The organism is Streptomyces sp. SLBN-8D4, from assembly GCF_049739545.1.
Lineage (GTDB): Bacteria > Actinomycetota > Actinomycetes > Streptomycetales > Streptomycetaceae > Streptomyces > Streptomyces canus_C.
The window spans coordinates 9,582,270-9,608,865 of record NZ_JBMGQC010000001.1 but is presented as its reverse complement, the minus strand read 5'-3'; the positions used below and the strand labels follow the sequence as shown (position 1 = coordinate 9,608,865).

Annotated in this window: 26 protein-coding genes and 2 pseudogenes; 16 read left to right on the top strand and 12 right to left on the bottom strand. The window is 70.6% G+C overall.

Features of this window, described 5'->3' with window-relative positions; translation table 11 throughout:
* Positions 1-2 precede the first annotated feature (2 nt).
* On the bottom strand, positions 3-836 hold the full coding sequence (locus RKD20_RS43660) for an inositol monophosphatase family protein (protein ID WP_424882577.1): 834 nt from the start codon (positions 834-836) through the stop codon (positions 3-5).
* A gap of 133 nt (positions 837-969) precedes the next feature.
* Between RKD20_RS43660 and RKD20_RS43655 the strand changes: the two genes are divergently transcribed.
* A complete protein-coding gene (locus RKD20_RS43655; protein WP_424882576.1) occupies positions 970-1,869 on the top strand; it encodes a LysR family transcriptional regulator in 900 nt (299 codons plus the stop codon).
* Between the two features lie 63 nt (positions 1,870-1,932).
* Here the strand turns inward: RKD20_RS43655 and RKD20_RS43650 are convergent, their stop codons facing one another.
* Together RKD20_RS43650 and RKD20_RS43645 are read right to left on the bottom strand one after the other, a co-directional pair.
* Positions 1,933-2,748: a class I SAM-dependent methyltransferase gene (locus RKD20_RS43650; protein WP_424883466.1), complete on the bottom strand. Its 816-nt coding sequence runs from the start codon at positions 2,746-2,748 to the stop codon at positions 1,933-1,935.
* 207 nt (positions 2,749-2,955) lie between these two features.
* Positions 2,956-3,843 (bottom strand): SDR family NAD(P)-dependent oxidoreductase, encoded by an 888-nt coding sequence (locus RKD20_RS43645; protein ID WP_424882575.1) that lies wholly within the window; start codon positions 3,841-3,843, stop codon positions 2,956-2,958.
* A 71-nt stretch (positions 3,844-3,914) separates the two neighbouring features.
* Between RKD20_RS43645 and RKD20_RS43640 the strand changes: the two genes are divergently transcribed.
* A complete protein-coding gene (locus RKD20_RS43640) occupies positions 3,915-4,856 on the top strand; it encodes a LysR family transcriptional regulator (protein WP_424882574.1) in 942 nt (313 codons plus the stop codon).
* Positions 4,857-4,978: 122 nt separating this feature from the next.
* Here the strand turns inward: RKD20_RS43640 and RKD20_RS43635 are convergent, their stop codons facing one another.
* Positions 4,979-5,398, bottom strand: coding sequence for a VOC family protein (locus RKD20_RS43635; protein ID WP_424882573.1), 420 nt, complete (start codon positions 5,396-5,398; stop codon positions 4,979-4,981).
* Between the two features lie 55 nt (positions 5,399-5,453).
* Between RKD20_RS43635 and RKD20_RS43630 the strand changes: the two genes are divergently transcribed.
* The gene (locus RKD20_RS43630; RefSeq protein ID WP_424882572.1) at positions 5,454-6,062 is read left to right on the top strand and encodes a TetR/AcrR family transcriptional regulator; all 609 of its coding nucleotides are present in this window, start codon (positions 5,454-5,456) and stop codon (positions 6,060-6,062) included.
* Positions 6,063-6,085: 23 nt separating this feature from the next.
* On the opposite strand, the gene RKD20_RS43625 is transcribed toward RKD20_RS43630, so the two are convergent.
* From RKD20_RS43625 to RKD20_RS43615, 3 genes are read right to left on the bottom strand one after another with little or no spacing between them, the layout of a single operon-like run.
* Complete coding sequence (locus tag RKD20_RS43625; RefSeq protein ID WP_424882571.1) at positions 6,086-7,108, bottom strand: SDR family oxidoreductase; 1,023 nt, start codon at positions 7,106-7,108, stop codon at positions 6,086-6,088.
* 10 nt (positions 7,109-7,118) lie between these two features.
* Positions 7,119-7,829 (bottom strand): DUF998 domain-containing protein, encoded by a 711-nt coding sequence (locus RKD20_RS43620; RefSeq protein ID WP_424882570.1) that lies wholly within the window; start codon positions 7,827-7,829, stop codon positions 7,119-7,121.
* Between the two features lie 5 nt (positions 7,830-7,834).
* Positions 7,835-8,884: an aldo/keto reductase gene (locus tag RKD20_RS43615; RefSeq protein ID WP_424882569.1), complete on the bottom strand. Its 1,050-nt coding sequence runs from the start codon at positions 8,882-8,884 to the stop codon at positions 7,835-7,837.
* Between the two features lie 75 nt (positions 8,885-8,959).
* Between RKD20_RS43615 and RKD20_RS43610 the strand changes: the two genes are divergently transcribed.
* From RKD20_RS43610 to RKD20_RS43570, 9 genes and pseudogenes are all read left to right on the top strand, one after another.
* Positions 8,960-9,496 carry a TetR/AcrR family transcriptional regulator gene (locus tag RKD20_RS43610; RefSeq protein ID WP_424882568.1) on the top strand — a complete coding sequence of 179 codons (537 nt, stop codon included), beginning with the start codon at positions 8,960-8,962 and terminating at the stop codon, positions 9,494-9,496.
* A 594-nt stretch (positions 9,497-10,090) separates the two neighbouring features.
* A complete protein-coding gene (locus RKD20_RS43605; protein WP_424882567.1) occupies positions 10,091-11,152 on the top strand; it encodes a YihY/virulence factor BrkB family protein in 1,062 nt (353 codons plus the stop codon).
* Between the two features lie 112 nt (positions 11,153-11,264).
* On the top strand, positions 11,265-11,684 hold the full coding sequence (locus RKD20_RS43600) for a phage holin family protein (protein ID WP_359420500.1): 420 nt from the start codon (positions 11,265-11,267) through the stop codon (positions 11,682-11,684).
* Positions 11,681-12,151, top strand: coding sequence for a DUF3618 domain-containing protein (locus RKD20_RS43595; protein ID WP_424882566.1), 471 nt, complete (start codon positions 11,681-11,683; stop codon positions 12,149-12,151). The genes RKD20_RS43600 and RKD20_RS43595 overlap by 4 nt, the downstream gene beginning before the upstream one ends.
* A pseudogene (locus RKD20_RS43590) lies at positions 12,148-12,431 on the top strand (DUF4235 domain-containing protein). Before RKD20_RS43595 ends, RKD20_RS43590 begins: the two are co-directional and overlap by 4 nt.
* Before the next feature lie 53 nt (positions 12,432-12,484).
* On the top strand, positions 12,485-13,090 hold the full coding sequence (locus tag RKD20_RS43585) for a dihydrofolate reductase family protein (RefSeq protein WP_424882565.1): 606 nt from the start codon (positions 12,485-12,487) through the stop codon (positions 13,088-13,090).
* An 84-nt stretch (positions 13,091-13,174) separates the two neighbouring features.
* The gene (locus RKD20_RS43580; RefSeq protein WP_424882564.1) at positions 13,175-13,555 is read left to right on the top strand and encodes a YrdB family protein; all 381 of its coding nucleotides are present in this window, start codon (positions 13,175-13,177) and stop codon (positions 13,553-13,555) included.
* A 113-nt stretch (positions 13,556-13,668) separates the two neighbouring features.
* The gene (locus RKD20_RS43575; RefSeq protein ID WP_424882563.1) at positions 13,669-16,017 is read left to right on the top strand and encodes an alpha-L-fucosidase; all 2,349 of its coding nucleotides are present in this window, start codon (positions 13,669-13,671) and stop codon (positions 16,015-16,017) included.
* A gap of 169 nt (positions 16,018-16,186) precedes the next feature.
* Positions 16,187-17,515, top strand: coding sequence for a serine hydrolase domain-containing protein (locus RKD20_RS43570; RefSeq protein ID WP_424882562.1), 1,329 nt, complete (start codon positions 16,187-16,189; stop codon positions 17,513-17,515).
* Here RKD20_RS43570 and RKD20_RS43565 read toward each other — a convergent pair.
* A complete protein-coding gene (locus RKD20_RS43565; protein ID WP_424882561.1) occupies positions 17,401-18,315 on the bottom strand; it encodes a helix-turn-helix transcriptional regulator in 915 nt (304 codons plus the stop codon). The two genes, RKD20_RS43570 and RKD20_RS43565, sit on opposite strands and share 115 nt — an antisense overlap.
* 136 nt (positions 18,316-18,451) lie before the next feature.
* Between RKD20_RS43565 and RKD20_RS43560 the strand changes: the two genes are divergently transcribed.
* Together RKD20_RS43560 and RKD20_RS43555 are read left to right on the top strand one after the other, a co-directional pair.
* A complete protein-coding gene (locus RKD20_RS43560) occupies positions 18,452-19,699 on the top strand; it encodes an MFS transporter (protein WP_424882560.1) in 1,248 nt (415 codons plus the stop codon).
* Between the two features lie 155 nt (positions 19,700-19,854).
* Entirely contained in the window at positions 19,855-20,877 is a 1,023-nt protein-coding gene (locus RKD20_RS43555; protein WP_424882559.1) for a zinc-dependent alcohol dehydrogenase family protein, read from the top strand.
* Here the strand turns inward: RKD20_RS43555 and RKD20_RS43550 are convergent.
* The gene (locus RKD20_RS43550; protein ID WP_424882558.1) at positions 20,867-21,874 is read right to left on the bottom strand and encodes a helix-turn-helix domain-containing protein; all 1,008 of its coding nucleotides are present in this window, start codon (positions 21,872-21,874) and stop codon (positions 20,867-20,869) included. The two genes, RKD20_RS43555 and RKD20_RS43550, sit on opposite strands and share 11 nt — an antisense overlap.
* Positions 21,871-22,692 (bottom strand): peptidoglycan-binding protein, encoded by an 822-nt coding sequence (locus RKD20_RS43545; protein ID WP_424882557.1) that lies wholly within the window; start codon positions 22,690-22,692, stop codon positions 21,871-21,873. The genes RKD20_RS43550 and RKD20_RS43545 overlap by 4 nt, the downstream gene beginning before the upstream one ends.
* Positions 22,693-22,967: 275 nt before the next feature.
* Between RKD20_RS43545 and RKD20_RS43540 the strand changes: the two genes are divergently transcribed.
* Positions 22,968-23,414 carry a peptidoglycan-binding domain-containing protein gene (locus tag RKD20_RS43540; RefSeq protein ID WP_424882556.1) on the top strand — a complete coding sequence of 149 codons (447 nt, stop codon included), beginning with the start codon at positions 22,968-22,970 and terminating at the stop codon, positions 23,412-23,414.
* Between the two features lie 155 nt (positions 23,415-23,569).
* The gene (locus RKD20_RS43535) at positions 23,570-25,216 is read left to right on the top strand and encodes a peptidoglycan-binding protein (RefSeq protein WP_424882555.1); all 1,647 of its coding nucleotides are present in this window, start codon (positions 23,570-23,572) and stop codon (positions 25,214-25,216) included.
* Between the two features lie 102 nt (positions 25,217-25,318).
* Here the strand turns inward: RKD20_RS43535 and RKD20_RS43530 are convergent.
* A pseudogene (locus RKD20_RS43530) lies at positions 25,319-25,673 on the bottom strand (alpha/beta hydrolase); the annotation flags it as partial.
* 207 nt (positions 25,674-25,880) lie between these two features.
* A complete protein-coding gene (locus RKD20_RS43525; RefSeq protein WP_424882554.1) occupies positions 25,881-26,552 on the bottom strand; it encodes a class I SAM-dependent methyltransferase in 672 nt (223 codons plus the stop codon).
* Positions 26,553-26,596 lie beyond the last annotated feature (44 nt).

The window sequence follows — 26,596 nt, the reverse complement described above, 5'->3', positions numbered from 1 at the left end:
AGTCAGCGGGAGAGCGTGGTGACGGCGTCGGTGTGCACGCCGGGCGCGGCGGCCAGGAAGCTCTCGCTCTCCGGGGTCCAGGGGCGGCCCTCGGCGTCGGATATCCACCCGCCGGCCTCGGCGACGAGCAGCGCCCCGGGAAGCAGGTCCGCGCGGGCCCCGGCGAACTGCCAGAAGGCGTCGATCCGGCCGGCCGCCACGTTCAGCAGGTGCAGGGTGGCGGGCACGGATGTGCGTACCACGAGGGCGTCGAAGAGCATCGCGGTGATGGAGGAGCCGATGCGCCGCACGACCGTCTCGTCCTCGTCCGGCCGGGCCTGGCTCGTCGCCACGAGGCTCAGGCCGAGGTCCGTGGTCGGGGACACGTGCAGCGGGCGGCCGTCGAGGTGGGCGCCGGCACCGGCGAGTGCGGTGTAGGTCTCACCCGTCAACGGCACGTGCACCGCGGTGAGCACCGGCTGGTTGTCGCGCACGAGAGTGGCGGTCACCGCCCAATCCGGCAGGGCGTGCAGGTGGTTGACGTTGCCTTCGGCCGGATCCAGGACCCACCATTCACCGGGAGGCAGGGCCCCGCCCGCGAGTTCGTCCTCCACCAGACGGGCGTCCGGACGCAGGAGGGCGAGGCGCGGGCGCAGGATGTCGAGGGCCGCGTCGTCGTTGGCGGCGAGCGCACGCATCAGCTCTTCGCGGGTCTCGTAGCGGACCACGTCGCCGAACCGCTCCCGCAGCACCGCACCCGCATCGCGCACGGCTGTCGCGGTCTGCGCGAGCAGGTCGGCGTCGGACGTGGAGTCGGCGGTGGCGGCGATGCCGGTGGTCTGAATCGACTCGGGCATGGCGGTGCTCCCAACTGAGAGGGGTGATGAGGCAGTTCGGGCGAGAACCGTGTTCTTCCGCGCCCACATCTCGAAGGTAGAAGCGCCCATCATTAACTGCAAGTGCATGTAAAGCACGGCTAGGATGACTCTCATGCAATTGGACTTGAACCTGCTCGCCGCGCTCGATGCGCTCCTGGAGGAAGGCAGCGTGGCCGGGGCTGCTGCGCGGCTGCACGTCACCGCCCCCGCGATGAGTCGAAGCCTCGGCCGGATCCGGCGCACGACGGGGGATCAGATCCTGGTGCGTACCGGGCGCACGATGACCCCGACGCCGTACGCGATCGCCGTCCGGGAACAGGTTCACGAGCTGCTGCAGCAGGTCCAGGGCGTCCTGGCACCGAGCCGCGAACTCGACCTCACGACGCTCGAGCGCACCTTCACACTCCGCTGGCACGACTCACTCGTCGCCCTCGGCGGCCCCACGCTTCTCGCGGCCGTACGCGAGCAGGCGCCGGGCGTGCGCTTGCGCTTCATCGCGGAGTCGAGCATCGACACCCCCGAACTGCGTCGCGGCGAGATCGACCTGGAGGCGAACGCGAACCGCCCGACCGCACCCGACCTTCGCGCCGATCGGGTGGCTGAGACCCCGCACGTCATCGTCGTGCGACGCGGGCACCCGCTCACCCGGGTCGAGGCCGTCACCGCCGCGCGATACGCCGCGGCCGAACACATCTCGGTCTCGCGGCGCGGAAAGCTCAGCAACGCCCTCGACGACGCTCTCGCGCGGCTCGGCCTCACCCGACGGGTGGTGGCGGCCGCGCCCACCGACGGGGCCGCGTTCGAGTTCGTGCGCGGCTCCGACCTCCTCGTCACAGCCCCCGAGGCGACGACGCGTTCAGCGGCCACGGCTCTCGGTCTGGCCCTTCTCCCCCTGCCGTTCGAACTGCCGCCGGCCGCGGTGTACCTGTCATGGCATCAGCGCTATGACACCGACCCCGCACATGTCTGGCTACGCGATCTGGCACGGACCGCGTTGGCGGCCCCGCCGTGACCCACACCTCCCCTGGGGATCAGTCATCTTCGGCATCGATCATGCGGGGGGCCGCAAGGCGCCCTACCGGCGTACCGCCGAGATCAGTCCGCCGGGCCGCTCCTCACGCTGCGGCGGGGTGCTGATCGGGCGGCCGTAGGCGGCAGCGCACTCGCGCAGGGTGCGGCTGTGGGCCTCCCAGCCGTGTCCCGCCAGCCAGGCGACCGGATCGTCGGGCATCTCCGAAATCCACATGGACGCCGCCGATCCCGGCACCGCGTCGGCGCCGAAGCGCTCAATGACGCCGCGCGAGCCCAACGTCAGACCCATCCGACTGCCTGCCGCCGACTGCGTACTGATGTGGGTCAGCAGTAGCTCCACCGCATCCTCGGGCAGATAGATCAGCAGTCCTTCGGCGATCCACGCGGTCGGCTCGGCCGGGTCGTGCCCTGCGGCGGCCAGCGCGCTTGGCCAGTCCTCACGCAGATCGACCGCGACGGTGATCCGTTCGCAGCGCGCGACGGCCCGTTCCTGGCGCAGTACCGCGGCCTTGAAGTCCAGTGGGGCGGCGGTGTCCACCTCGAAGAGCCGGGTGCCCTCGGGCCAGTCCATCCGGAAGGCCCGGCTGTCCATGCCGGCGCCGAGCAGCACGACCTGCCGGACCCCGGACGCGCAGGCGTCCCGCAACAGGTCGTCGAGGAACTTCGTCCTGATGACGATGGAGAACGACACGGCGAGCCGGCGGCGTCGCGCGCCCTCGTCGTCGGGCAGCGGCGGCGAGGAGGGCCACAGGCCGCCGGCGGCGGCGAAGGCCCGTGCCAGTGGGTCGCGGAACAGCGCGTTCTCCCGCTCGGTCTCCAGCGCCCGGACCCTGGCCACCCCCACCGACGTGGCCCACACTCCCGACGGCTGCACCCGCTCCTGCTCATCAGTCACCACGCCAGCCTAGATGGTCGGTTCCAGGTGGCCTGATGAGCGGAGCGCTGGTGCTCTGACCGGAAGGGATGCAACGCCTGATCAACTGAAGACCCCCGGCTGCTGGGCCGGTTCAGCCTGTCAGTGAACTGCTTGCTGTGTGCTCAAGTGTGGCGTGACGGCTCCGTGCGTTCAGGGCGTGAGGATCCCGTCCTGCTCCACCGGAGGTGTGCCGTCGTGCCAGTCCAGGGCCTTGCCGAAACGGATCAACTCGCCGTACAGGCCGGGATCGGCGCCTTCGGTGAAGACCAGGTCGAGCAGGGCCGCGGCGGCCTGGGCCGGTGACTGCGCCTGGCTGTAGTCGCTGAACCAGGGGCGCGAGGTGGCGGTGTCGACCATGCCGGGGCACACGGACGCGACCAGCGTGCCGGTCGCGAGGTCGCGCTCGCGGCGTTCGGCGGCGACGGCACGGACGGCGGCGACCTGGGCCACCTTCGAGGGCACGTTCAGCCAGACCGGCCAACCCGCCTCCTGTGCGGTCCTGTTGTGGATGGCGCCGCGCCAGGACTCGACGGCGTACTCGACCTGGTCGAGGCTCGCGCCGTCGAACAGGTGGCGCAGCCGCGGGTCGAGATGGCCGAGGGTGCCCAGGCTGCTGGCCACGACGAGCAGCCGGCCGCCCGGGCGAAGGACGGGGCCGAAGGAGCGCAGGATCGCGTGCGTGGCGGTGTTCGAGACGTCGATGAACTCGTCGGCCCGCTCGGCCTGTGACTCTTCGGGTCGTACGCGGGCGACGGCGTTGGAGATGACGACATCGACTCCTCCGTGCCTGGCGTGGAGGTCCTCGGCGAGGCGGGTGATGGCGTCGGTGTCGGTGACGTCCAGAACCCGGCCCTCGACGCGGGCGCGGGTAGCGGGCAGCCGGCCGACCTCGCCGGCGGCGTCGCTCACGCGGCGGTGGCTGCGGCCGGTGAGCAGTACCAGGTCGTCCGGGCTCATGCGGGCGGCCAGCCCTTCGACCAGGGCGCGACCGAGTCCTTGGTTGGCGCCCGTGACGAGGGCGATTCGGGATGCGTTCACGCATGCCACGCTAGGAACCCCTCGTCCATGAGTCCAACGAAAGTTCGGCACGGGTAGCATGCGTAAACGTCATGAACTTCTCGGATGTGTCACTCACCGCGCTGCGCGTCTTCCGCGCCGTCGCCGAACAGGGAACCTTCACCGCGGCCGCCGCGTCGCTGGGTTACACCCAGTCCGCGGTCTCCCGGCAGATCGCCTCGATCGAACGGGCCGCGGGCGCCGAGCTGCTGGAGCGCCGGCGCGACGGCGTACGGCTCACCGCGGCCGGGCGGGTCGTCCTGCGCCGCGCGACGACCGTGGTCGACGAGATCGACTCGACGGCCCGCGAACTGTCCGGCCTGCCCGGTCAGGCAGGCACGGTCCGCCTGGGGTGGTTCCCCAGCGCCGGCGCCGTTCTGGTGCCCCGCACTCTGGCCGCACTGCACCGCACGGACCCGGACCTGCACGTCGTCGGCCGGGAGGGCAGCACCCCTGCGCTGGTACGCGCCCTGCGGGCCGGCAGCCTGGACCTCGCCCTGCTCGCCTCGGCCCCGCCCTTCCGGCCGCCGGACGCCGAATCGCCCCCACTCGTGCTGCAGACACTCACCGAACGCGTCCTCTGCCTGGCGGTGCCCGCCACCCACCCCCTGGCCCGCGGCGACTACATCGACGTGGCCGACCTGCGCGGGCAGCGCTGGATCGCCGGTTCCTCCTCGGGAGAGGACAAGCTCATGGGCGTATGGCCGGGCCTGGACGAGCGGCCCGAGATCGCCCACACCGCCCGCGACTGGCTCGCCAAGCTCCACCTGGTCGCCGCCGGGTGCGGACTGACCACCGTGCCCGCCGTGCTCGCCTCCGCCGCACCACCGGGCGTCCGCGTCCTGCCCGTCCGCGGCGGCCCCCAGGAACAACGGCGCCTCCTCCTGGCCCGCCTCCCCCACCCGCCGAGCACTCAGAGCGTCCGCGTGGCAGCCGCCCTCCGCACGACCGCCCTCGCCGCAGACACGCCCCTTCCGGGCGCACCTCCCTCGTGATGAGGAAGCGCGCACGTACGGCGGCGCCCGCACAGGTGCTCAACGGCCGCTTCCCGCACGGACGGAGGGCGGCCCGCGAGTGATACGTACGACCTCTCCGCGCCGCCGACGGGGATCGACAGTCAGTCCCCCGCCGTCTCGATCAGTTCCAGGAGATTGCCTTCCGGGTCGGCGATGTACGCGTACCGCATGCCTTCGGACACGCCGGGCGCAGGGGCCGACACCGGGGCCGCCCCGCACTCGACGGTCAGGCGCGCGAACGCGGCGTCGAGATCCTCGACCTGAAGAGCGAGGTGGGTGAAGGTCTGCGCGGCGGTGGCGGCGAACGGATCGGCGGGCGAGACGGGACTCGAACCGGAACGCTCGACGAACTCCACCCGCAGGCCCGCCGTATCGCTCAGAACGACGGTACGCACGCCCGCCTCGGGCATCTCCAGGCGCTCCACGACCTGGGTCAGCGCGAAGGCGTCGCCGTACCAAGCCTCCTGAGCGGCCAGGTCGCCGACCGACAGGCTGACGTGGTGGAAACGGACAGGGGTCATGACAGCTCCCATGGTTAATACCTTTCACCTGGTAAGTGGTGTTAACCTTAGCTCCATGAGCCCTCCCGTCAAGCGGCGTCCCACCGGCCACCACCATGGGGACCTGCGCAACGCCCTGTTGCTGGCAGCCCTTGAGCTGGTCGGCGAACGAGGCCCGCACGGCTTCACCCTCGCCGAGGCCAGCCGCCGGGCCGGAGTGAGCGTCGCGGCGCCGTACAAGCACTTCACCGACCGGGAGACGCTGTTGGCCGAGCTCGCCACGCAGGGCTACCGCGAGCAGCGGGACCGGTTCGCCATAGCCGTGGCCGCCGACGAGGATCCGGTGGAACAACTCGCGTCCTTCGCGTCCGCCTACGTCCGTTTCGCCGCCGAGAAACCGGCCCTGTTCGACATCACCTTCAACGCGGGCCTCGACAAGTCCCGGTTCCCGGATCTGGCCACCGCCGGCGACGAGGTGGCCCGCCTCCTGCTGCCGGTGGCCGGCCGGCTGGCCCCGGACCAGGAGCCCGCGTTCGACCTGCTGCTCCGCGTGGCCGCCGCCGCTCACGGCCTTGCCGTATTCCTACGCCAGGGACTGTTCGGAGTGGGCAGCGGAGCCCTCGTCGACACGGAGGAGAAGGCCGCCCGCACGGCCCGGGACATCGCACGGCAGCACAACGCCTGATCCACTAGCCGTTCACGAACTGATCATTTCCCGAAACCGTGGGCGAGAAGGCTCTCCGCGGTGTCCTGGATGGTGTCCTCGACGGGACGTGCCCGCCATCCGAGGAGCCGCTCGGCCTTGGCGCTCGTGGCGTCGAGGTCCCGGCCCAGCTGATGCCTCAGCAGTCGCAGTTCCGGGTTCGCGACGCCCAGCGCGCGTGCGACCCACACGGGCAGTTCACGGGTCGGGGCCTTCGCGGCGTGTTCACCCAGGCGGTCACGCAGGATGCGCGCGATCTCGATGACACGCATGCTGTGCCCGGCGATCGCGAGGAAACGTTCGCCGGCGGCTGCCGGATCGGTCATCGCACGCAGGTGCAGATCCGCGACGTCCCGGACGTCGACGAAGCCCATGCCGAACGGAGGGCATGCGGGCACCCGCCCTTCGAGCATTCGGCGCACGAGACGCAGGGACGGCGGGTCGTCGGGGCCGAGCAGTGGCCCGAGGACCCCTACGGGATGAACCGCCGCCAGCTCCAGAGTGCCGCCTTCTTCTTTGACGAACTGCCAGGCGGCGCGCTCGGCGAGCGTCTTGGACCGCTGGTAGGGCGGGATGTCGGCGTCGACGTCGGTCCAGTCCTCCTCGGTGAACGGGGTCGAGCGCGGCGGATGCCCTATGCCTACGGCGCCGAAGGCGCTCGTCAGGACGACCCGACGCACGCCGGCGTCCCGGGCGGCGCGCAGCACCCGCAGTACGCCCTCCTGCGCCGGGACTACCAACTCGTCGGCGTCGGCCGGGGTGCGGCGCAGCGTCGGCGAGGCGACGTGAAGGACGTGGTCACAGCCGGCGACGGCGTCCTCCCAGCCCTCGGGGTGTTCGAGGTCGGCGCGTACGACCGTGAGACGGTCGTCGTCGAACGTCGTCGCCGCATGGAGCCAGGCGCGCAGTTCCGGCTCGCGCTGTGGGTTGCGGACGGTGGTGCGGACGGTGTGCCCGGCGTCGAGCAGGGCCCGCACGCACCAGCTCCCGACGAATCCTGTCCCTCCGGTGACCAGTACGCGTGTCATGCGTGTCTCCTCAGCTCGCGAGTCGTGTGTCGAGAGGCGTCAGCGGGTGCTTCGTATGCCGCGGTCGGGCAGCGGCCACGCTGCTTCCGAGGAGGGCGTGGCCGATCATGATGGGGTAGATCACGGCCCGCTCGAACATGCCCACGTTCCACATCCAGCCGGTGAGCACGTCCGCCATGAAGAGGGGAAACGCGAGCAGTCCGGCGGTGCCGAGCGCGACACTCGCGAGGGACCGGCCCCTGCTGAGACCGATGCGGGCTCCGCCGGCTCCAACGACGATCGCCATGAGATTCCCGGCGAGCATGACGCCCTGCGCGCCGAGGGTGTGAAACGCGATCAGGCCGTTGTCGACGTTCGCGTCGGAGCCCTGGAAGACGCCGACGAGCGAGACCCCGGTACCGGCGAGGACGGCGAGCATCACGATGACGGTCGGACGGACACCCTGGCGCGGATCGAACACGAGAAAGGCGCCGACGATCAGGAGGATGCCGTAGATCACCCAACCGGTGTCCATGACGGCGCCGAGCGGGGAGTTGGCGACCTGGCCGAACGCGGTCTGCGGCGGGCCGGTCAGGCCGAGGTGGCTGACCCAGTTGTACAGGGGCGAGTACGGCGGGTCCTGCCATGCGGCGGCGGTGACGAACTCGGCGGTCCAGGACACGAGCGGACCCAGGAGGATGAGAAGGGCTCCGGCGCGGGCAGCAGCACCGGAACGGACCATGGGCTTCATGCCAGAGCCATGCCGGGGACGCGCTGCCGGATGGCCTCCATCTCGGCCTCGTCGGAGACGCCCTGCCAGTCGTATCGGGGGGTGTACGGCGACTCCAGGGCACGCACCTCGTCAGCAGCGAGCTCGATGTCGAGGGAGGCCACGGCTTCGTCGATCTGCCGGATCGAGCCGGCGCCAACCAGTGGTGCGGTGACGACCGGCTGACGGCGCAGCCAGGCGAGCGCGATCTGCGCGCGGCTCGCGCCGTGGGCGTCCGCGACCTGGCCGACGGCATCGATGATCGCGTGGTTGGACCCCTCTTCCGCGGGCGAGTACAGCAGGTCCGCATAGGCTCCGTCGGTCTCGGAGCGCGCCGTCGAGCGGGCGTCGTCCCAGCCCCGGGCGAGGCGGCCGCGGGCCAGCGGCGACCAGATGATCGTGCCGACACCCTCGTCCAGGCACAGCGGGATCATCTCCCGCTCCTCCTCACGGGCGAGCAGGTTGTAGTGGTTCTGCATGGACACGAACCGTGCCCAGCCGTTCTGCTTCTGCAGGTTGAGCGCCTTCGCGAACTCCCAGGCGTGCATGGACGAGGCGCCGAGATAGCGGACCTTGCCTGCCTTCACGAGGTCGCTGAGCGCCTCCAGCGTCTCCTCCCACGGAGTGGCGTGGTCGTTGCGGTGGATCTGGTAGAGGTCGATGTAGTCGGTGCCCAGGCGGCGCAGCGAATGGTCGACCTCGGTCATGACCGCCTTGCGCGACAGGCCCCGTCCGTTCGGTCCCAGCCGCATCGGATGGCGGAGCTTCGTGGCGATCACCACGGCGTCCCGGTCGGCGAAGTCCTTGAGTGCACGGCCGAGGATCTCCTCGCTGGAACCGTTCGAGTACATGTTGGCGGTGTCGAAGAAGTTGATGCCCGCGTCCAGGGCGTGCTTGATCAGCGGGCGCGCCTCCCGCTCGCCCTTCGACCAGACGGGGTGGCCCCGGTCGGGCTCGCCGTAGGTCATCGCGCCGATGGCGATCGGGGACACGTCGAGGCCGGTCGTGCCGAGCTTGATGTATTGCATGACGCTCCTTAGAGTATGCGGAGAGCTCTCCACATAACGTAGTGGAGAACTCTCCGCTTAGCAAGGTGAGGTCCCGTGGTCCGTTCAGACGCCCTTGAGAACAGAGCGCGCATCCTCGCTGCCGCCCGCGAAGCGCTCACAGCGGACGGCAGCACGTCGATGAACCAGATCGCCCAGCGCGCAGGGGTCGGCGCCGGCACGCTGTACCGCAACTTCCCCACGCGCGAGGCGCTGGTCCTGGCCGTCTACCAGGACGAGGTCACCCGTATCGTCGGCACCGCGCCGGAGCTGCTGGCGAAGATGCCGCCCCTGGAAGCGCTTCGCCACTGGACGACCGACCTCGTCGAGGCCATGCGCAGAAAGCACGGCCTCGGGGACGCCCTCAGCCCGGGTGCGCACCAGGCGATCAGCGAGCAGAGCTACGGCCCCGTCGTCGCCGCCATCACCGAACTCCTCGACGCCGGCAAGAAGGACGGAAGCATCCGCGTGGACGCCGATCCCAGTGACTTCCTCCAACTCACCGGCGCACTCTGGCGCGCCGCGTCCACCCCGCAGGACCGCGCGCCCCACATGCTCGCGCTCATCCTCGACGGCCTCCGCACGCACCGGTAGACGCCGAAGCAGCGCACGTTGGCCACGACGATCTGCAACTCCTGGTCACCGATGCGCTGTTGGTTCGGTTTCAGGGGTTCGGGGGTTCGGGGGTTCGGGGGTTCGGGGGTCAGTGGTGGCAGGTGGCCATGAAGACGTCCGTACGGTCGAGGCGCCACCGCGCTTGGGAGCGATCGCCGATCTGACGCCGGTGCGTGACCAGGAGCGGCCGACGTGGCTGGCACTGGGCGAGGACGGGACGATCAGCCGCTGGGACGTGAGAACCGGCGATCACGAGGCAGTCGGGACCACAACCGTTACGGCAGAACCCGACCACGAACCATAAAACGACCGCGAGCTTCGCTGACGCAGAGTCTCGGGCGCTGCGTCGCGATCCGCCGCACGGACGGGAACCGACTGGATGTGTCGTCGACCGCGCCATGCGATGGCACCCGGCAGTTCCTGCAGCGCGGTGACGGCGTGGTCCGTCCATGGACTGCGTAACGGCTGTCCCGAAACATGCGTGAACATCTATAAAGGCGAGGAAAGCCAACAAAAAACGATTTGTTTGTAAATGCCCGGTATAGGTCCCGCGGGTCCGGCAACCCGCACGGCATGGTAAGGACATTGAAACGGCATGGAAGGCACGGCGGGCACAGCGTGGCCGACCGCGAGGTCGAGGCTGGTCGGGGGACGGGTGCCGGACCGGATGAGCAGGTGGAGCGGCAGTCACCGGACACCCCGACTGACCTGCCCAAAAGCTCCTGGGGGATGGTACTGAAGGGCACGCTGAAGGAGTTCAGGAGAGATGAGCTGACCGATCGGGCCGCAGCGCTGACCTACTACGGAATCCTGGCACTGTTCCCGGCCCTGCTGGCGCTGACCTCGCTGCTCGGGATCGCCGGCCATTCGGCGACGCAGAAGGTGCTGGACAACATCCAGAAACTCGCCCCGGGCGCCGCGCGCGACGTGCTCACCAGCGCGGTGAAGCAGATGCAGGGCAACGCCGGGATCGGCTCGGTCATGGCGATCGTGGGCCTGGTTCTCGCGGTGTGGTCGGCCTCCGGCTATGTCGCCGCGTTCATCCGCAGCGCCAACGCGGTCTACGACGTCCCCGAGGGCCGTCCGGTGTGGAAGGTGCTGCCGGTCCGGGTCGGTGTGACCGTGGTGCTCCTGGTCCTGGCCGTGATCAGCGCGCTGATCGTCGTCTTCACCGGCAGCCTGGCACGCCAGGTCGGTACCACGCTGGGCGTCGGGGACACGTTCCTGACGGTGTGGTCGATCGCCAAGTGGCCGGTGCTCGTGCTCCTGGTCACCACCATGATCGCGATCCTTTACTGGGCGACACCGAACGCGAAGGTCCGCGGCTTCCGCTGGATCACACCGGGCAGTTTGCTGGCTCTGGTGATCTGGATGATCGTCTCCGCCGGCTTCGCGCTGTACGTGGCGAACTTCGCCTCGTACAACAAGACCTACGGCACGTTCGCCGGCGTGATCATCTTCCTGGTGTGGCTGTGGATCACGAACCTGGCGATCCTGCTCGGCCTGGAGTTCGACGCCGAGATGCACCGCCAGCGCGTCGTCGCGGGCGGCCATCCAGCCGAACAGGAGCCGTATGTCCAGCCACGCGACACCCGCAAGTGGGACGAGGAGGACCGCCGACGCCTTGCGTCATGAGCGGTCGAGATCGCGGCCGCGGCCCTCGTCGGGCGGCGGCCCGACGCCTCCACAGCGACCTCGTACGTCACAGGATCTACCGGACGCCGACGAAGGACAGGTGAGAGCACCCATGACAGCTGAAGGCTCCCAGCGCACCGGCGGCGCAGCGCAGGAACCGGTCGGCGACCTGGTCCAGCGCGCCTCCCAGCAGTTGTCGCAGCTGGTCCGCGAGGAAATGCGCCTGGCACAGGCGGAGATGACCCAGAAGGGCAAGCGGTTCGGCAAGGGCGGCGGCCTGTTCGGCGGCGCCGGCCTGATGGGTGTCCTCACCCTGCAGGCACTGGTGGCGACCGGGATCGCCGCGCTCTCGCTCGTCCTGGACGTGTGGGCGGCGGCGCTGATCGTCACCGCCGCCCTGGCCGTCGTCACCGCGCTGATGGCGCTGCTCGGCAAGCAGCAGATCGGCAAGGCATCCCCGCCGGCGCCCGAACAGACCATGGACAGCGTCAAGGCCGATGTGGCCGAGATCAAGGAGAAGGCACAGCGATGACCCCGGACAAGCCGCACAGCGGCGATGAGGCGGCACCCTCCCCGGAGGAACTGCGGGAACAGGTGGAATCGACCCGCCAGGAGCTCGGCGAGACCGTCGAGGCGCTCGCGGCCAGGACCGACGTGAAGACGCGGGCCCAGGAGAAGACGACCGCCGTCAAACAGCAGGTCGCGCAGAGGACGACACAGGTCAGGACCCAGTTGCGGGACAAGGCGACGCACGCGGCACACATGGTGCAGGACAGGACGCCGGAGCCGGTGCGGGCGAAAGCCGCCGCCGCTTCGGGGCAGGTCCGCGAGAAGGCAGTACATGCCGGTCAGCTGGCCCGGGAGAAGGCTCCGGAGCCCGTACGCGAGAAGGCCGGCCAGGGCATGCAGGCGGCACGGGCCAACCGCATCCCGCTGCTCGCCGCGGCCGGCGCGCTCGTCGCGGTGCTGTCCATACGCCGGCTCAGGCGGCACCGATGAAAGCGTCCGAACTCGCCTACAGCCGGTCGGCATGGCCATGGGCCCCGTCAGCGGCGTGGTGGCCGGCTCGGTGTTCAAACAGGTCTGGAAGAAACTCGGACATGACGAGGACGCCACCGACGCCACCGACGCCACCGACGCCACCGACGAGCAGCGCACCTGGCGCGAGGTCCTGACCGCAGCCGTCCCGCAGGGAGCGATCTTCGCCGGGATCAAGGCCGCCGTGGACCGGGGCGGCGCCACCGCCACCCGCCGGCTGACCGGTACGTGGCCCGGCTGACCGATGAGTTTTCGGTGATCGTGGCGTCTGTCCCTCGACGAAGGGAGCGCACCATGCGCAAGATCATCGTTTGTACGTTCCTGACACTGGACGGTGTCATGCAGGCGCCGGGCGGTCCCGACGAGGACACCGAGAGCGGATTCGAGTACGGCGGCTGGCAGAAGCCGGTGACCGACGACGAGGTCGGCGCGGCCATCGCCGACTGGTACGAGCCCTCCGACGCGATGCTGCTCGGCCGCAAGACGTACGACATCTTCGCTTCGTACTGGCCGACCGCCGATCCCGACAACCCGTTCACCGCTCGGATGAACAGCATGCACAAGTACGTGGCGTCCCGGACCCTGACGTCCGTCGAGTGGCAGAACTCCACTCTGCTGGAGGGCGAAGTCGTCGATGCCGTACGCGCACTGAAAACGACCGACGGAGGCGACATCAACGTCGTCGGCAGCGGTGACCTCGCCCAGACCCTCATGCGGCACAGCCTCGTCGACGAATACCGGCTGACCATCCATCCGGTGATCATCGGCACCGGCAAGCGGCTATTCGCCGACGGCGCGATCCCCACCGCGCTGGAGCCGGTCAGCGTCTCGACGACCAAAAGCGGCACCATCGTCGGCGTCTACCGGCCCAACGGCAAGCCCGGGTACGACAGTTACTAGCCGGGCTGTTTGATCGGTTTCTTGAACGCGTGTGCGGCAGGATGTGGTGGTCAGGCACGAGCCACGACGGAAGGAAGAGCGCCCATGTCGTCCGCGTACGGCTTTCGCCCCTGGGCTCTCGGCGTGCGGTTCGTATTGGAGTTGGTGGCCCTGGCGTGCTTCGGCTTCTGGGCATGGGTCACCGCGCCCGCACCCCTGCGGTACGTCTCCGTGATCGCCGTGCCCGTGGTCGTGGCGGTGCTCTGGGGGGCGTTCGCCACTCCGGATGATGCGTCCCGGTCCGGGAAAACGGTGATCGCGACCCCTGGCCCGGTGCGGTTCCTGCTGGAGTTGGCCGTGTTCTTCGGTGGTGCGGCGGCCTTGTACGCGGCGGGAGCCCACACTTCCGCCGTACTGCTCGGTGCCGCGCTGGTCGTGTACCACCTTCTGTCCTGGGACCGGGTCCTGTGGCTGCTCAGGCATTGAGCAGCCACACCGCAGCCATCCGACCTCTAATCCAACTCTCTTCCACGCGCCCCCCATTGACACCCCTCAACACCTCCTCAATCATCGAGACATCCGATGATTGAGGAGCCGTCATGAGTACGTATCCAAGACGTCAGGTCCTCGGCGTCACGGCGGGTGTCACTGCCTCGGCCGCGCTCTCCCTCATCCCCGCGACCGACGCCCAGGCTGCCCAGGAAGTCGAACAGCACAAGGGGACATGGGCGGCCGTGCCCGCTCCGGTTCCCGTCCCGCTCGACAGCCTCTACGACAACGACGGCATCGACACCGCCTCCGCGCGAGGCGGCGACTTCGACGGCTCCGGCTACACGTTCCCCGGCGAGGAGCTCCCGGCCGGCCGGGTGGAGGTGGACGGCGTTCCCTTCGTCCTTCCGTCCTCGGCCGCGGGCGCGAAGAACAACGTCGTCGCGCTCGGGCAGCGCATCGACGTGCCCAAGGGCCACTACATGTCGGCCCACTTCCTCACTTCGGGGAGTTACGGCAACGCCTCGGGCAAGGCGACCGTGCACTACGCGGACGGCTCGACCACGACGGCGGGGCTCACCGGAGCCGACTGGTACGCGGCGGGCGGTTCGCTGTCGGCGCCGTATCGCTACGGTCCTGACGGCGCGAAGGACGAACACAGCGTCGGCATCGGCACCTCGGATGTGTGGGTCGATCCGCAGCGCGAGGCGGTCGCCATCACCTTGCCGGTCACCGCCGCACCCGAGCCGAACCAGACCTCGCTGCACGTGTTCGCACTCTCCCTCCAGCCGGTCGCCCAGGGTCGCGCGCTGGTCCTGCGCGACGTCCACTCCACGAACTCGCTCCTGGCATCCACCGGCGCCCAGAGCGTCGAGGCCACCGTCGTCAACGCGGGCACCGCAGCCGTGTTGGCCGGCGACGACGTGTCGGTTCGGGTCGCGGTACCGGGTGCCCGGACCGTGGAGCCCGCCGTCGTGCGCCGCCTCGACCCCGGCGAGCAGGCTCGCGTCCGTATCGGCATCCGCAACCGCACGGGGACGGCACCCGGCACGTCCCAGGACGGCGTGGTGACGGTCACCGGCCGTGGCGCCACGGCCGCCACGCGGCGCAGCCGGCTGTCCCTCGGCGTCGCCGACTACCAGCCGACCGAGACCTCCCTCTCCGGTCATCAGGCGCCGTACTGGTTCCACAGCGCCAAGTTCGGCATCTTCATCCACTGGGGTGTGTACTCGGTGCCCGCCTGGTCGCCGGTCGGCAAGCAGTACGCCGAGTGGTACTGGAACCACATGCAGGATCCGGCGAACGCCGTCCACGACTACCACCGGCGGACGTACGGCGAGAACTTCGCGTACGACGACTTCATCCCCCTGTTCAGGGCGGAGAGGTTCGACCCGCGCGCCTGGGTCGAACTGTTCCGGGACGCCGGTGCCCAGTACCACGTGCTGACCTCCAAGCACCACGAGGGATTCGCCCTGTGGGACACCAAGGTCTCCGACCGCAACGCCGTGAAGATGGGCCCGAAGCGGGACCTGGTCAAGGAGCTGTTCGAGGCGTCCCGGCGCTACACGCCCGAGCTCCACCGCGGCCTCTACTTCTCGATGCCCGAGTGGTTCAACCCGGACCAGCCCTGGATGGGCCACGCCCCGCGCAACCCGTACACCCTCGATCCCGTGCCCTACACCGGATACAGCGCGGGCAAGGACTTCGTGAAGGACTACCAGGCCGCTCAGATGCTGGAGCTGATCCACGGATACGACCCGGAGCTCATCTGGTGCGACATCGGCGGCGCCAACGACAGCGTGCACGTGCTCGCCGAGTACTTCAACCACGCCAAGAACCGGGCCCGTCCCATCGACGTCACCGTCAACAACCGCTCGGGCATCTCCTTCCACGACTTCACGACGCCCGAGTACACGACGTACGACAACACCGTGATCGCCAAGTGGGAGTCCAGCCGCGGCCTTGACCCCTTCAGCTACGGCTACAACCAGGCCACGCCCGACGGCTCCTACATGACGACGGAACAGGTCGTGCACAGCCTGGTGGACATCGTCTCCAAGAACGGCAACTTCCTGCTGGACATCGGCCCGCGCGCCGACGGCACCATCCCGGAGATCATGCAGACGCGGCTGCGGGAGACGGGCCGGTGGCTGCGGACGAACGGCGAGGCCGTCTACGACACGACGTACTGGTCGAAGACGGCGGAACTGGGTGAGGACCTCCGCTTCACCGTCCGCCCGAACCGGGCCTTCTACATCCACTCCCTGGCCCGGCCGGGCTCACGGCTCACCGTCGAGGCGCCGGTACCGATCCGCGGCGGGGACACGGTGACGATGCTGGGCCACGACCGGCCGCTGAGCTGGAGCGTTCGCAACGGAGCGCTGGCGATCGACGTTCCCGCGGCAGCCCGCAAGGCAGGACAGCACGTGTGGGTCTTCAAGGTGAAGTGGAGCTCCTGACCCGACGGCACCCGGTGTGCCGGAGCTGGGGGACGCGGTCCTGCGGCGGAACTCGTTGCGGGACCCCTTGCGCGAACTCGCGTCGTCCGGGACGGGTCAGGGTGTGATGGGGGATCACTTGGGGCGGGCCCCGATGCCCGAGGGCGGGTCCGCTGACAGGGTGGCGGGCATGACCTCAACGCGCATGTCACGCAGGTCCTTTGTGAACGTCGCCGTGTCGGGGGCGGCCACGCTGGCCGCCACCGCCGTACTGCCCGTGCAGCGGGCGACCGCGTTGTCCGCGCCGCTCCCGCCACTGGACCCCACCGCCCTGCGGGCGGCCATCGACGATCTGGAGCACCCGCCCTCGACCGCGGCCCAGCTGTGTGTCGGCGGCACGTCCGGCTCCTGGCGAGGCACCTCCGGGGTGGCCGACATCAGAACGCGGCGTCCGGTGACGGCGGACGACAGGGTCCGGATCGGCAGCGTCACGAAGGTCTTCGTCGCCGCGGTGGTGCTTCAACTGGTGGCGGAGCGGCGGATCAGCCTGGGTGCGCCGGTGGGGCGCGTCCTGCCGGGGCTGCTGCCGGACCGGTTCGCGGCTGTCACCTTGGCGCACCTGTTGAACCACACCAGCGGGTTGCCCGACCACGTGGGCATCCCGGACCCGCGCACCGCGGAGGAGGTGTTCCGCCACCGCTTCGACCACTGGACGCCTCAGGAGTGGGTGGCGACGGCGACCCACGGACCGCTGAAGTTCGCCCCGGGCACCCGGCAGGAGTACCGCGGCATCAACTACGCACTGGCCGCACTGATCATCGAAGAGGTGACGGGCCGCTCGTACCCCCAGGCCGTCGCGGCCCGCATCCTGCGTCCGCTGGGCCTGGCGCGCACGGTCGTGCCGGGCGACGACCCGCACATCCACGGCCGGCACGTGCACGGTTATCTGACGATGGCCGACGGCAGCCTGCGGGACATCACCACGTACGACCAGTCGTCCAGCCGGGGCGAGGGCGACATGATCTCCACCGCGAGCGATCTCGAGCACCTGCTGGCCGCGCTGTTCTCCGGCGCGTTGCTCCCGCACGAGCTGCTGGAGCTGATGTTCACCCTGCCGCCCGACGACGTGCGGATGCTGGACGGCTCTCCGGCGCGCTACAGCACCGGACTGCAGCAGGCCACCGTCAACGGCGTCACCTTCTGGGGCAAGACCGGGGAGACGTACGGCTACAAGAACGCCGCGTTCTCCACTCGTGACCAGGAACGCCGCTTCGTACTCGCGTACCACCCGACGACCGCCCGCGACGGCGCGGAGAGCCAGATGATCGCCCGGGTCGCGGATCTGCTCACCCGCAACCCGAGCGCGGATGTACCGACACCGCAATTCCGCGTGCGGCGGACCGCTCAAGTCGCACGGCCCTCGCGCTGCCGAGTGGGCGGGTCGGACTCGCGGGTGGCCGCCCAGGAGGCGAGCAGGCGCAGGCCGTCTTCGGAGGGCGAGCCGGGTTCGGCGGTGTAGATGGTCAGGGAGTGCGCCTCGCGGGCGGACATGGGCAGGTCGAGGGGCTGGTAGGTGAGTTCCAGTTCCCCGGCCTCCGGATGGTGGAAGCGTTTGACGCCGCCGTGGTGGATGCGCACGTTGTGGGCGGCCCACCGGGTGCGGAACTCGGGACTGACGGTGGACAGTTCACCGATGAGTTCACGCAGGTCCTTGTCGTCGGGGTAGCGGCCGGCCTCCGCGCGCAGCAGTGCCGCGGTGACGCCGGCTGCGCTGTCCCAGTCGGCGACGAAATCGCGGGAGTCGTCGTCGAGGAACCAGAACCGGGCGAAATTGGGGCGGCCCCGCACGCCGACGGTCGGGCTGGCGAATATGGGCGCGAACAGGGCGCGGGCGAGCGGGTTCGCGGCCACGATGTCGAGGCGGCCGTTGCTGACGAAGGCCGCGGACAGGTTCATGGAGTCGAGCAGCCACTGGACGCGCGGCGGGACGTCGACGGCCTTGCGGCGCCGCCGGGAGGCCGGGCTCGGCTGGGCGGCCTTGGCGAGGTCGAACAGGTAGGTGCGTTCGTCGTCGTCCAGCTGAAGGGTGCGGGCGACCGCGTCGAGGACGTCCTCGGACACGCCGCTGATGTGGCCCTTCTCCAGCCGGGTGTACCACTCGGTGCTCACCCCCGCCAGGACCGCGACCTCCTCGCGGCGCAACCCCGGGACCCGGCGCCGACCGCTGGTGGGCAGCCCGACCTGCTCCGGGGTGAGCTGGGCGCGGCGGCGGGCCAGGAAGTCACGGATGTCGGCGCGGTTGTCGGAGCGGCGTTCCATGCCCTTGACGCTACGGCCACGTCGCCACTGGTGGGGGGTCGAGCTTGTACCCCCCATAAACCCAGCCTCCCGCGCGGGCGGCCGGAGCGGTTTCGTGGAGTGCGCACCCCGATTCCGAACCCTGCGGAGACCACGCATGACCCTGCGAGGAGGAACCCTCGACGCCCCCACCGACCTGTCGATCGGTGACCACGAGCAGCCGCCTGCCCGGCTGCCGCCGGTCGTGTACGTACTCGCCCTGGGCACGTTCCTGATGGGCACGACCGAGTTCGTGGTCGCGGGCCTGCTGCCCGAGATCGCGACTGATGTACACGTCGGCGTGGCCCGGGCCGGGCTGCTGATCACTGTGTTCGCCGTCGGGATGGTCGTCGGCGCGCCGCTGATGGCGATGCTGACCCTGCGGCTGCCCCGGCGATGGACGCTGGTCCTCGCCCTGGCCGTGTTCGCTGTCGGCCACGCCGTCGTGGCCCTCGCTTCCAGCTTCACCGTGCTGCTGGCGGCGCGTTTCCTGACGGCGCTGGCGACCGGCGCGTTCTGGGCGGTGGCCAACGTGGTGGCCGCCCGCGCGGTCGGTCCCGCCGCGAGCTCCCGCGCGCTGGGTGTCGTGGGCTCCGGCGCGATGCTCGCCAACGTCGTCGGCGTGCCGCTCGGCGCCTTCGCCGGACAGCTCATGGGCTGGCGGGGACCGTTCTGGGCGCTCGCCGCCCTGGCCGTGGCCGTCATGGCACTGATCGCCCGGCACGTCCCGCACGACGGGCCCGCCCAGGAGGCGGTCTCCGTCCGGTCCGAACTGTCCGCGCTGCGGTCCGGGCGCCTGTGGCTGGCCCTGGCGGCCTGCGCGACCACCACGGGCGGCGTGCTGTCGACGTACTCCTACGTCTCGCCGCTGCTCACCGACCGGGCGGGCCTGGCCTCGGCCCTGGTGCCACTGGTCCTGGTCGGCTTCGGGGCCGGCGCCCTGGCCGGCTTCCTGGTGGGCGGCCGGCTCGGCGACCGCCGCCCGTACGCGACGACGATCACGGCCGCCGGGGCCACGACGGTCCTGCTGCTGACGATCTGCCTGCTGGCCGGCCATGCCGTGCCGACGATCACGCTGGTCGCCCTGCTGGGCCTGTTCGGGCTCGGCGCGAACCCCGTGCTCATCGCCCTGGCCGTCCGCTTCGCCGGCCGCGCCCCCACGCTGGGCTCCGCGCTGACCGTGTCGGCGTTCAACCTCGGCACCGCCGCCGGTTCCTGGGCGGCGGGACACGCCCTCGAATCGTCGCTGGGGGCAACAGGGCCGGCGGCGGTCGGCACCGTCATCGCCGGGCTGACCCTGATCCCCACCATCGCCATCGCGCTCACCCGGCGTCGTACGGCCGTCGTCCGCCCGGGCCACCGGTAGGCGGCGCGCCCCGAGCCGGTTACGCCCTTCCGGCGGGCTCGGCGGCGCCGCACCCGCAAACCGAGGAAACCGCGGCGATCCCGTGTCTTCCTGAACCAGTGACCGGCACCCCGTGGCGCCGGAACAAACAAGCAAACAAGCAAGGAGCAACCACCATGCGTGGAGTAGTGATGCACACCGCCGGTGACGTCCGCGTGGAGGAGCGCGACGACCCGAAGATCATCGAGCCGACCGACGCCGTCGTGAAGCTGACCGCGACCTGTATCTGCGGCTCCGACCTGTGGCCGTACCGCGGGGTCGAGCCCGCCGACCACACGCTCATGGGGCATGAGTACGTGGGCGTGGTCGAGGAGGTCGGCTCCGCGGTGCGAACCGTCAGGCCCGGGGACTTCGTGGTCGGGTCGTTCGTCATCTCCGACAACACCTGTGAGATCTGCCGGGCGGGCTTCCAGTCCAAGTGCGTGCACGCCGAGTTCGTCCACGCGGGGATCGGCACCCAGGCCGAGAAGGCCCGTATCCCGCTGGCCGACGGCACCCTGGTCGCCACCCCGGGGCAGCCGGACCCCGAGCTGATCCCCGCTCTGCTGGCCGCCTCCGACGTGCTCGGCACCGGCTGGTACGCCGCCGTCGCCGCCGAGGTCGGGCCCGGCAAGACCGTCGCGGTCGTCGGCGACGGCGCGGTCGGACTCATGGCCGTGCTCGCCGCCAGGCAGCTCGGTGCCGAGCGGATCATCGCCATGTCGCGCCACCCGGAGCGGCAGAGGCTGGCCCGCTACTACGGCGCCACCGACATCGTCGAGGAGCGCGGCGACGAGGGCGTCGCGAAGATCAAGGACCTGACGAACGGGCTCGGCGCGCACTCGGTCGTCGAGGCGGTCGGCACCCAGGAGTCGTTCATGCAGGCCGTCGGCGCCACCCGTGGCGGCGGGCACCTGGGCTACGTGGGCGTGAACCACGACGTCAGCATCCCCGGGATCGAGCTGTTCTTCGCCGGAATCCACACCCTCGGCGGCCCGGCCCCCGTGCGCCGCTTCCTGCCCGACCTGATCCAGCTCATCTGGGACCGCGAGATCGACCCCGGCAAGGTCTTCGACCTCACCCTGCCCCTCGACCAGGCCCCCGAGGGCTACAAGGCGATGGACGAGCGCCGCGCCACCAAGGTCCTCCTCACGCTCTGACGGGTTCCGGGAGAGCGCTCTGCCTCTGTCGGCGTGGCAGGACGGGACCGGAGACGGCCTCGTCCGTGGAGCGGGCTTTGAAGCACTCCTTCACGCCGCCGACCGCAGGGCTGAAGCAGGCCTGCAAGGGGGTTCCGGGGCTGACCACGCTCATGAGGGTGTGGACGTAGGTGTCGGCCTCGTGGCGGGTGGTGACCTGGGCGCTGTGGAGGGAAGCGTGCCGGTCTCCCACCCGCATCTCGACGCGGTCCTTCATGACGGCGCCCCACATCCGGGCCCAACTCGTCCCGCATTCCTGGCTGTAGCGGATCTGGATCCAGGCACCGGTGGCGGTCTCGTGTTCGGCGAGGGTCAGCGGTTGGGCACCGCATCGCATCGCGATCGGGTCCTTGTCCTGACAGGTCGCGTGTCGGCAGAGCGTCCCACTGGCCACGGAGGGCGTGGTGGGGGTGGGTGCCGCCTCCTCGCGGTGCGTCGAGGGAAGGTGAGTGAGCACGAGCGCCCCCAGGACGACGGCACAGGCCGACAGAAAGGCGGTGACGATGTTCGTCGCGCGCCGGTGGCCGGTCGGGAGGGTGCGCGGGTGGTCGGCGCCGACCGGGACCGTCTCGCTCGGGCCGGTGGCAGGCGGGAGTGTGCGGGTCTGAGCCGTCTGGCCGGTGGCGGCGTCGAGTCGGAGAGGGGCGGCCACTGCTGCCGGTGTGTCCGTCCCGGTGGCCGTGCCCTGTCGTACCGGCCCGCTGCCTTCCGTCCGGTCCGTGCGGGCGATGTCCAGGAGTGCCAGCGCATGGTCGGCGGGTTGATCGGCGAGACGGCACAGCTCCTTGACCGCGCTGCGCGGGGGCAGGCTCTTGCCGTTGAGGTAGCGCTCCCAGGACGACTTGCTGTAGGTGGTCGCGTTCGCGAGCTGCGCGAGGCTCAGTCCGGTGCGCTGCCGCAACTGCTGGAGTACTGCGGCGAGTCGCACGCCCGGCGGTGAGGGTGCGCCGGATGTCATCCCCGCAACGCCTTCCACGAGCGCGGCCCCACGATGCCGTCGGCGGTAAGGCCCGCGCGATCCTGGAACGTCTTGACCGCCCGCAGCGTCAGCGGGCCGAACATGCCGTCGATCCCGCCGGGTGAGATGCCTGCCCGGCGCAGCAGACACTGCGCCTCCGCGACGTCGGCGCCGGTGGCACCGTAGCCGATCTCGGTGGTGCGGCCCTTGTTGATGCCCGCCGACCAGCGCCCGTCGACCCGTGCGATGTGGCAGGTGTAGGAGGGCGGCGGGGAGGCCGCGGTGGTACGGGGCGAAGCGGTGACGGCTGCCTTACCGGCGTCGTCGTCAAGGCGGAGCACGAGCAGCAGCACCGCCGAGAGGGCTACGGCGAGGGCGGCGATGCCCGCGGTGAGAGCGATGTGCGGGAAGCGGCCGGGGGCCGGTTCGGGGGCCCGGGGTGGTGTGGGTGCGGCTGGTACGGCGAGCGGCCGGGCCGTCGGATGGGCCGGTGGCTCCTGTTCCCTTCCGCGCTGCTCGTCCTGCTGCCGTACGGCGGGTCTTGCGCGGCGGCCGTCCCGGGAGTCGGCGGCGATCTCGTGCAGCGCGAGCAGGGGGACGGGGTCGGTGCCGGTGATCCGGGCCAGTGCCTCCACGGCCTCCCGCGGTGGCAGCGAGGTGCCGCCCAGGTAGCGCTCCCACGACTTGGCGCTGTAGCCGGTCTTGGCCGCGAGCTGTCGCATCGTCAGCTCGCTGTGGTCCTTCAGTCGCCGTAAACGGGTCACCAACTGTCGTGCGCTGGGGTCGAGTTCCGCGGGCAGCGTCTTGGAGCGCGGCATGTTTCCCCCAAAGCGGTCATCAGCATGGTCGTGTCGTGAACAGCGGCCCCCACCGCTTCTGCGCATTCTGCATGAGCACGCCACATCTGTCACAGGTGTCCCGCATCACCGTCCCGCCGCTTGCTGTCTCCGCAGGTCAGCGGGGTGGTCGTCCCGTAAGGCCGTCACTTGGGCCGCAGCCGTGGCCGCCGTGCCCGGGCGCCCGGCACCTTTGATCCCGCCACCTGGCCCGCTCGGCGTGACAGGTGCAGACCCCACAGACGAAAGAGGAACGCATGCGACCGAACGCTCTGGGCAGGACCATCGCCGGTGTCATCGCCGTCGTCGGCCTCACCGCCGGCAGTGTGGCGACCGCGGGCACCAGCTTCGCGGCGACCGCGAGCACCACGCAGACGGCAGCCGCCGCCCAGCCCGCCGCCGTGGCCGCGACGCAGAACTTCGGTCTGACCACGGCCGAGGCCAAGAACGTCCAGAACTTCCTCGCCGAGTACTGGGGCTACACGGGCGGCATCGACGGTCAGCTGGGCACCAACAGCTGGAAGGCCTTCCAGCGCTGCCTCGCGACGTACTGGGGCTACACGGGCGACATCGACGGGGACCCGGGCCCCAACACGATCAAGGCGCTGCAGCGTCTGCTGAAGGACGGCTACGGCTACACGGGCGCCATCGACGGCATCGCCGGTTCGGGCACCCGGGCGGCGTTCAAGCGCTTCGCCGCCTGACCGGTACGACCCCGCTCGACCGGTACGACGTGCCGTTCGGACTGATCGTCGAGTGACCTACCGCGGCCCGTCCTTGCCCGGCAAGGACGGGCCGCGGCTGTGTGTCCCTCCCTACCACGCCCCACGCTCGTCTCTAGAAGGAGAACCTCGCAGCCATGGGAAGACTCGCGTTCCTCGTTCGCGCCGAAGACCAACATCCACCGCTGCGGGCCGCGGGCCGGACCGGACCGGGCTGGCGGATCCGCATCGGGACGTTCGCCGCCACGGCGGCGATGGTCTCGGCCGGCATCGTGCTCGGCGCCGGCCCGGCGTCGGCGGCGCCGGCCCCGATCAAGCTGACGTCCGCGTCCTGCCCCAACGAGATCGTGCAGGGCCAGTCGAGCGGATGCGTCACGGAGTTGCAGAGGCTGCTCAACACACACGGCGCCGGTCTGGCGGTGGACGGTCAGTTCGGGTCGGCCACGCTCTACGCCGTCCGTGAGTACCAGGCCGCCACCGCGATCGCCGTGGACGGACGGGTGGGCCCCGCGACCAAGAGCAAGCTGTACGCGACCGGTGGCTCGGCGCCCGCCCCCGTCAACCTCAACTCCTCCTCCTGCCCAGCCAACCTCGTCCAGGGTGCCAAGGGCGGATGCGTCACCGAGCTCCAGCGGCTGCTCATCCACCACGGCTATGTGGTCGACGTGGACGGCGACTTCGGCGGCGGGACCGCGAGTGCCGTCCGCAGCTTCCAGTCGGCTCACGGCCTCACCGTCGACGGGCAGGTCGGCACGAACACCAAGCGGGCGCTGTACGACACCGACGAGTCGCCGTCGACGGGCCTGGACCTGAGGTCGGCGTCCTGCCCGGCGAACATCGTGGAGGGCCAGAGCGGCGGTTGCGTCGCCACGCTGCAGTCCCTGCTGAACGGCAAGGGGCACAGCCTCGACGTCGACGGCAGCTTCGGCCCGCAGACCCTGGCGGCCGTGAAGGCGTTCCAGTCCGCGAGCGGCCTCTCCGCCGACGGCGAGGTCGGTCCGAACACCAAGGCCGCCCTGTACTCGAACATCGGCGGTGGCGGCGGCAACGGCGCGCCCGCGCCGGTCAACCTGACCTCCGCCTCCTGCCCGAACGAGGTCGTACAGGGCCAACGCAGCGGCTGCGTCACCGAGTTGCAGAGCCTGCTCAACCACCACGGTGCCGATCTCGCCGTCGACGGCGACTTCGGTCCGCTCACCGACAGTGCCGTCAGGGACTTCCAGTCCGAGAAGGGTCTCGCGGTCGACGGCCATGTGGGGCCGAACACGAAGGCCGCCCTGTACGGCGCGGTCACCCCGCCGTCCTCGCCCGCGCCCGGCGGCGGTTACGCCAAGATCCTCGACGTGGCGGGGGCCGAGGCCGGCACGGTCGAGGGCAGCGCCCGCGCGAACAGCTACGGTTCGGCCGTGGGCCTCTCGCTCTCCACCAGCAACTACGCCTGGTGCGCGACCTTCGTGAGCTGGGTGGCCAAGCAGACCGGAGCCAGCTCCTACCGCAACACCTATGTCTCGGGCTGGGTCAAGCAGGCGCGGGCCGGCAACTACCACCTCTCCGTGACGACCAACCCGCAGCCGGGTGACATCGTGGCCTTCGACTGGGACGGCGGAAGCGACTTCACCGGCGGCCACGAGCACATAGGCATCGTGCGGACGGTGTCCGGGGGATCGTCCTTCACCACCGTCGAGGGCAACACGAGCAACCCGAACGGCGGCGGCGACGGCGTCTACGTCAAGTCCCGCTCCACGAACAGCGGTTACGACGTCGTCTTCATCCGGGTCCGCTGAGGCGGATTCGCTGGTCCCCGGCCCCGGGAACATCACGGTCAGGACAGGGCCGCACGGACGCATACGAGGGAGTGCGTCCGCGCGGCTCTCCGCAGGGGGCCGTCAGCTCGTCGCGCGCACCGCTTCGCGGATCAGGTCCGGGACCGCCTTGGGCCGGGAGACGGCCTCGGCGTGCGAGGCACCTTCCGGCCCGACGACGGCCGCCTTCAGCGCCGAGGACTGCTTGGTCTTCCAGGCGGCCGCGGCGGTCTCCTCGAACGCTGCGGCCGCCCGCCGCGAGGACCTTGGTGACGTCCGCGGGCACGTCGGCGGCGAACACCGAGGGGAAGGCGGCCTCGGCGCGGGTGACCTCGACGACCGGGTCACCACCCCGTACCGGGTGCCTCCACTCCTTGAGGTTGCCGACCAGCGGCAAGAGCGGGAAGCGGCCCAGCCGTTCGCCGAGGCTCTCGCCCTCCGGGGGCACCGGCGCGGTGTCCCGCGTCGGCCGCTTCCCTCACTGCCATGAGCCGTTCGCGGTCCGCCGCGTCGAACGACATGCGTGCCGCCCCCGGTTGGTTGAGGGTTCTGGCTCCTCCCCCGGCAGCACACCAGGACATACCGCGCCCACCACCGGCGTCACTCACTCGATCAGTGACCGCGCCGCAGGCCCCCAGTTGGGTGTTCAGCGCACCGCGCGGCGGGCCAGCAGGACCGAGTCCTCGGCCTCGACCGGCCCGGTGTCCCGCTTCAGCGTGCGAGTGCGCTGCTCCACGACGACGGGCTCGAAGTCGTCCGGCAGGCCGGGGAGGAGTTCCGCGGCCAGGAACATGGCCTTGCGGTGGCTCTCGGAGAGGTGTGTGAACTCGTGGGACGGCGCATGTCCGACCACCAGGAGCAACCCACCGGGGGCGACGGCCGCGGCGAGGCGACGGGTCACTTCGACCATGCCGCCGTCCGGCGCGTGCAGATAGTGGCTGGTGACCAGGTCGTACGAGCGGTCGCCGGCATCGAAAGCCCTGGCGTCCACCTGCCACCAGTCGACGCGGTCGGCCACACCGGCCTGCTCGGCGTGGCGGGCGGCACGGGCCAGGCCCTCGGCCGAGAAGTCGGCGCCGGTCACGTGCCAGCCCTGCCCGGCCAGCCAGACGACGTCGCCGCCCTCGCCGCAGCCGACGTCCAGCGCGGTGCCAGGGGTCAGTTCACCGGCGGCGGCGACGAGCTGCGGATTGGGTTCGCCGCTCCAGAACCGCTCCTGACCCGCGTACCGCTCGTCCCAGGCCGCCGGCTCGAACATCTCGGCGGCCGCCGGTCCGTCGTGCTCGCCGCTTCGGCCGTGCTCGTGGTGTCCTGACACCGGATGCCTCCCGTTGCTCGTGATGCGCTACCGCGCCGCCCCCT

What these genes read in the sequence shown, in the direction of transcription:
- RKD20_RS43660 (WP_424882577.1), bottom strand. Translation starts at nt 836, where the DNA reads ATGCCCGAGTCGATTCAGACCACCGGCATCGCCGCCACCGCCGACTCC.
- RKD20_RS43655 (WP_424882576.1), top strand. Translation starts at nt 970, where the DNA reads ATGCAATTGGACTTGAACCTGCTCGCCGCGCTCGATGCGCTCCTGGAG.
- RKD20_RS43640 (WP_424882574.1), top strand. Translation starts at nt 3,915, where the DNA reads ATGAACTTCTCGGATGTGTCACTCACCGCGCTGCGCGTCTTCCGCGCC.
- RKD20_RS43635 (WP_424882573.1), bottom strand. Translation starts at nt 5,398, where the DNA reads ATGACCCCTGTCCGTTTCCACCACGTCAGCCTGTCGGTCGGCGACCTG.
- RKD20_RS43630 (WP_424882572.1), top strand. Translation starts at nt 5,454, where the DNA reads ATGAGCCCTCCCGTCAAGCGGCGTCCCACCGGCCACCACCATGGGGAC.
- RKD20_RS43625 (WP_424882571.1), bottom strand. Translation starts at nt 7,108, where the DNA reads ATGACACGCGTACTGGTCACCGGAGGGACAGGATTCGTCGGGAGCTGG.
- RKD20_RS43620 (WP_424882570.1), bottom strand. Translation starts at nt 7,829, where the DNA reads ATGGTCCGTTCCGGTGCTGCTGCCCGCGCCGGAGCCCTTCTCATCCTC.
- RKD20_RS43615 (WP_424882569.1), bottom strand. Translation starts at nt 8,884, where the DNA reads ATGCAATACATCAAGCTCGGCACGACCGGCCTCGACGTGTCCCCGATC.
- RKD20_RS43605 (WP_424882567.1), top strand. Translation starts at nt 10,091, where the DNA reads ATGGTAAGGACATTGAAACGGCATGGAAGGCACGGCGGGCACAGCGTG.
- RKD20_RS43600 (WP_359420500.1), top strand. Translation starts at nt 11,265, where the DNA reads ATGACAGCTGAAGGCTCCCAGCGCACCGGCGGCGCAGCGCAGGAACCG.
- RKD20_RS43595 (WP_424882566.1), top strand. Translation starts at nt 11,681, where the DNA reads ATGACCCCGGACAAGCCGCACAGCGGCGATGAGGCGGCACCCTCCCCG.
- RKD20_RS43585 (WP_424882565.1), top strand. Translation starts at nt 12,485, where the DNA reads ATGCGCAAGATCATCGTTTGTACGTTCCTGACACTGGACGGTGTCATG.
- RKD20_RS43580 (WP_424882564.1), top strand. Translation starts at nt 13,175, where the DNA reads ATGTCGTCCGCGTACGGCTTTCGCCCCTGGGCTCTCGGCGTGCGGTTC.
- RKD20_RS43575 (WP_424882563.1), top strand. Translation starts at nt 13,669, where the DNA reads ATGAGTACGTATCCAAGACGTCAGGTCCTCGGCGTCACGGCGGGTGTC.
- RKD20_RS43570 (WP_424882562.1), top strand. Translation starts at nt 16,187, where the DNA reads ATGACCTCAACGCGCATGTCACGCAGGTCCTTTGTGAACGTCGCCGTG.
- RKD20_RS43565 (WP_424882561.1), bottom strand. Translation starts at nt 18,315, where the DNA reads ATGGAACGCCGCTCCGACAACCGCGCCGACATCCGTGACTTCCTGGCC.
- RKD20_RS43560 (WP_424882560.1), top strand. Translation starts at nt 18,452, where the DNA reads ATGACCCTGCGAGGAGGAACCCTCGACGCCCCCACCGACCTGTCGATC.
- RKD20_RS43555 (WP_424882559.1), top strand. Translation starts at nt 19,855, where the DNA reads ATGCGTGGAGTAGTGATGCACACCGCCGGTGACGTCCGCGTGGAGGAG.
- RKD20_RS43550 (WP_424882558.1), bottom strand. Translation starts at nt 21,874, where the DNA reads ATGACATCCGGCGCACCCTCACCGCCGGGCGTGCGACTCGCCGCAGTA.
- RKD20_RS43545 (WP_424882557.1), bottom strand. Translation starts at nt 22,692, where the DNA reads ATGCCGCGCTCCAAGACGCTGCCCGCGGAACTCGACCCCAGCGCACGA.
- RKD20_RS43540 (WP_424882556.1), top strand. Translation starts at nt 22,968, where the DNA reads ATGCGACCGAACGCTCTGGGCAGGACCATCGCCGGTGTCATCGCCGTC.
- RKD20_RS43535 (WP_424882555.1), top strand. Translation starts at nt 23,570, where the DNA reads ATGGGAAGACTCGCGTTCCTCGTTCGCGCCGAAGACCAACATCCACCG.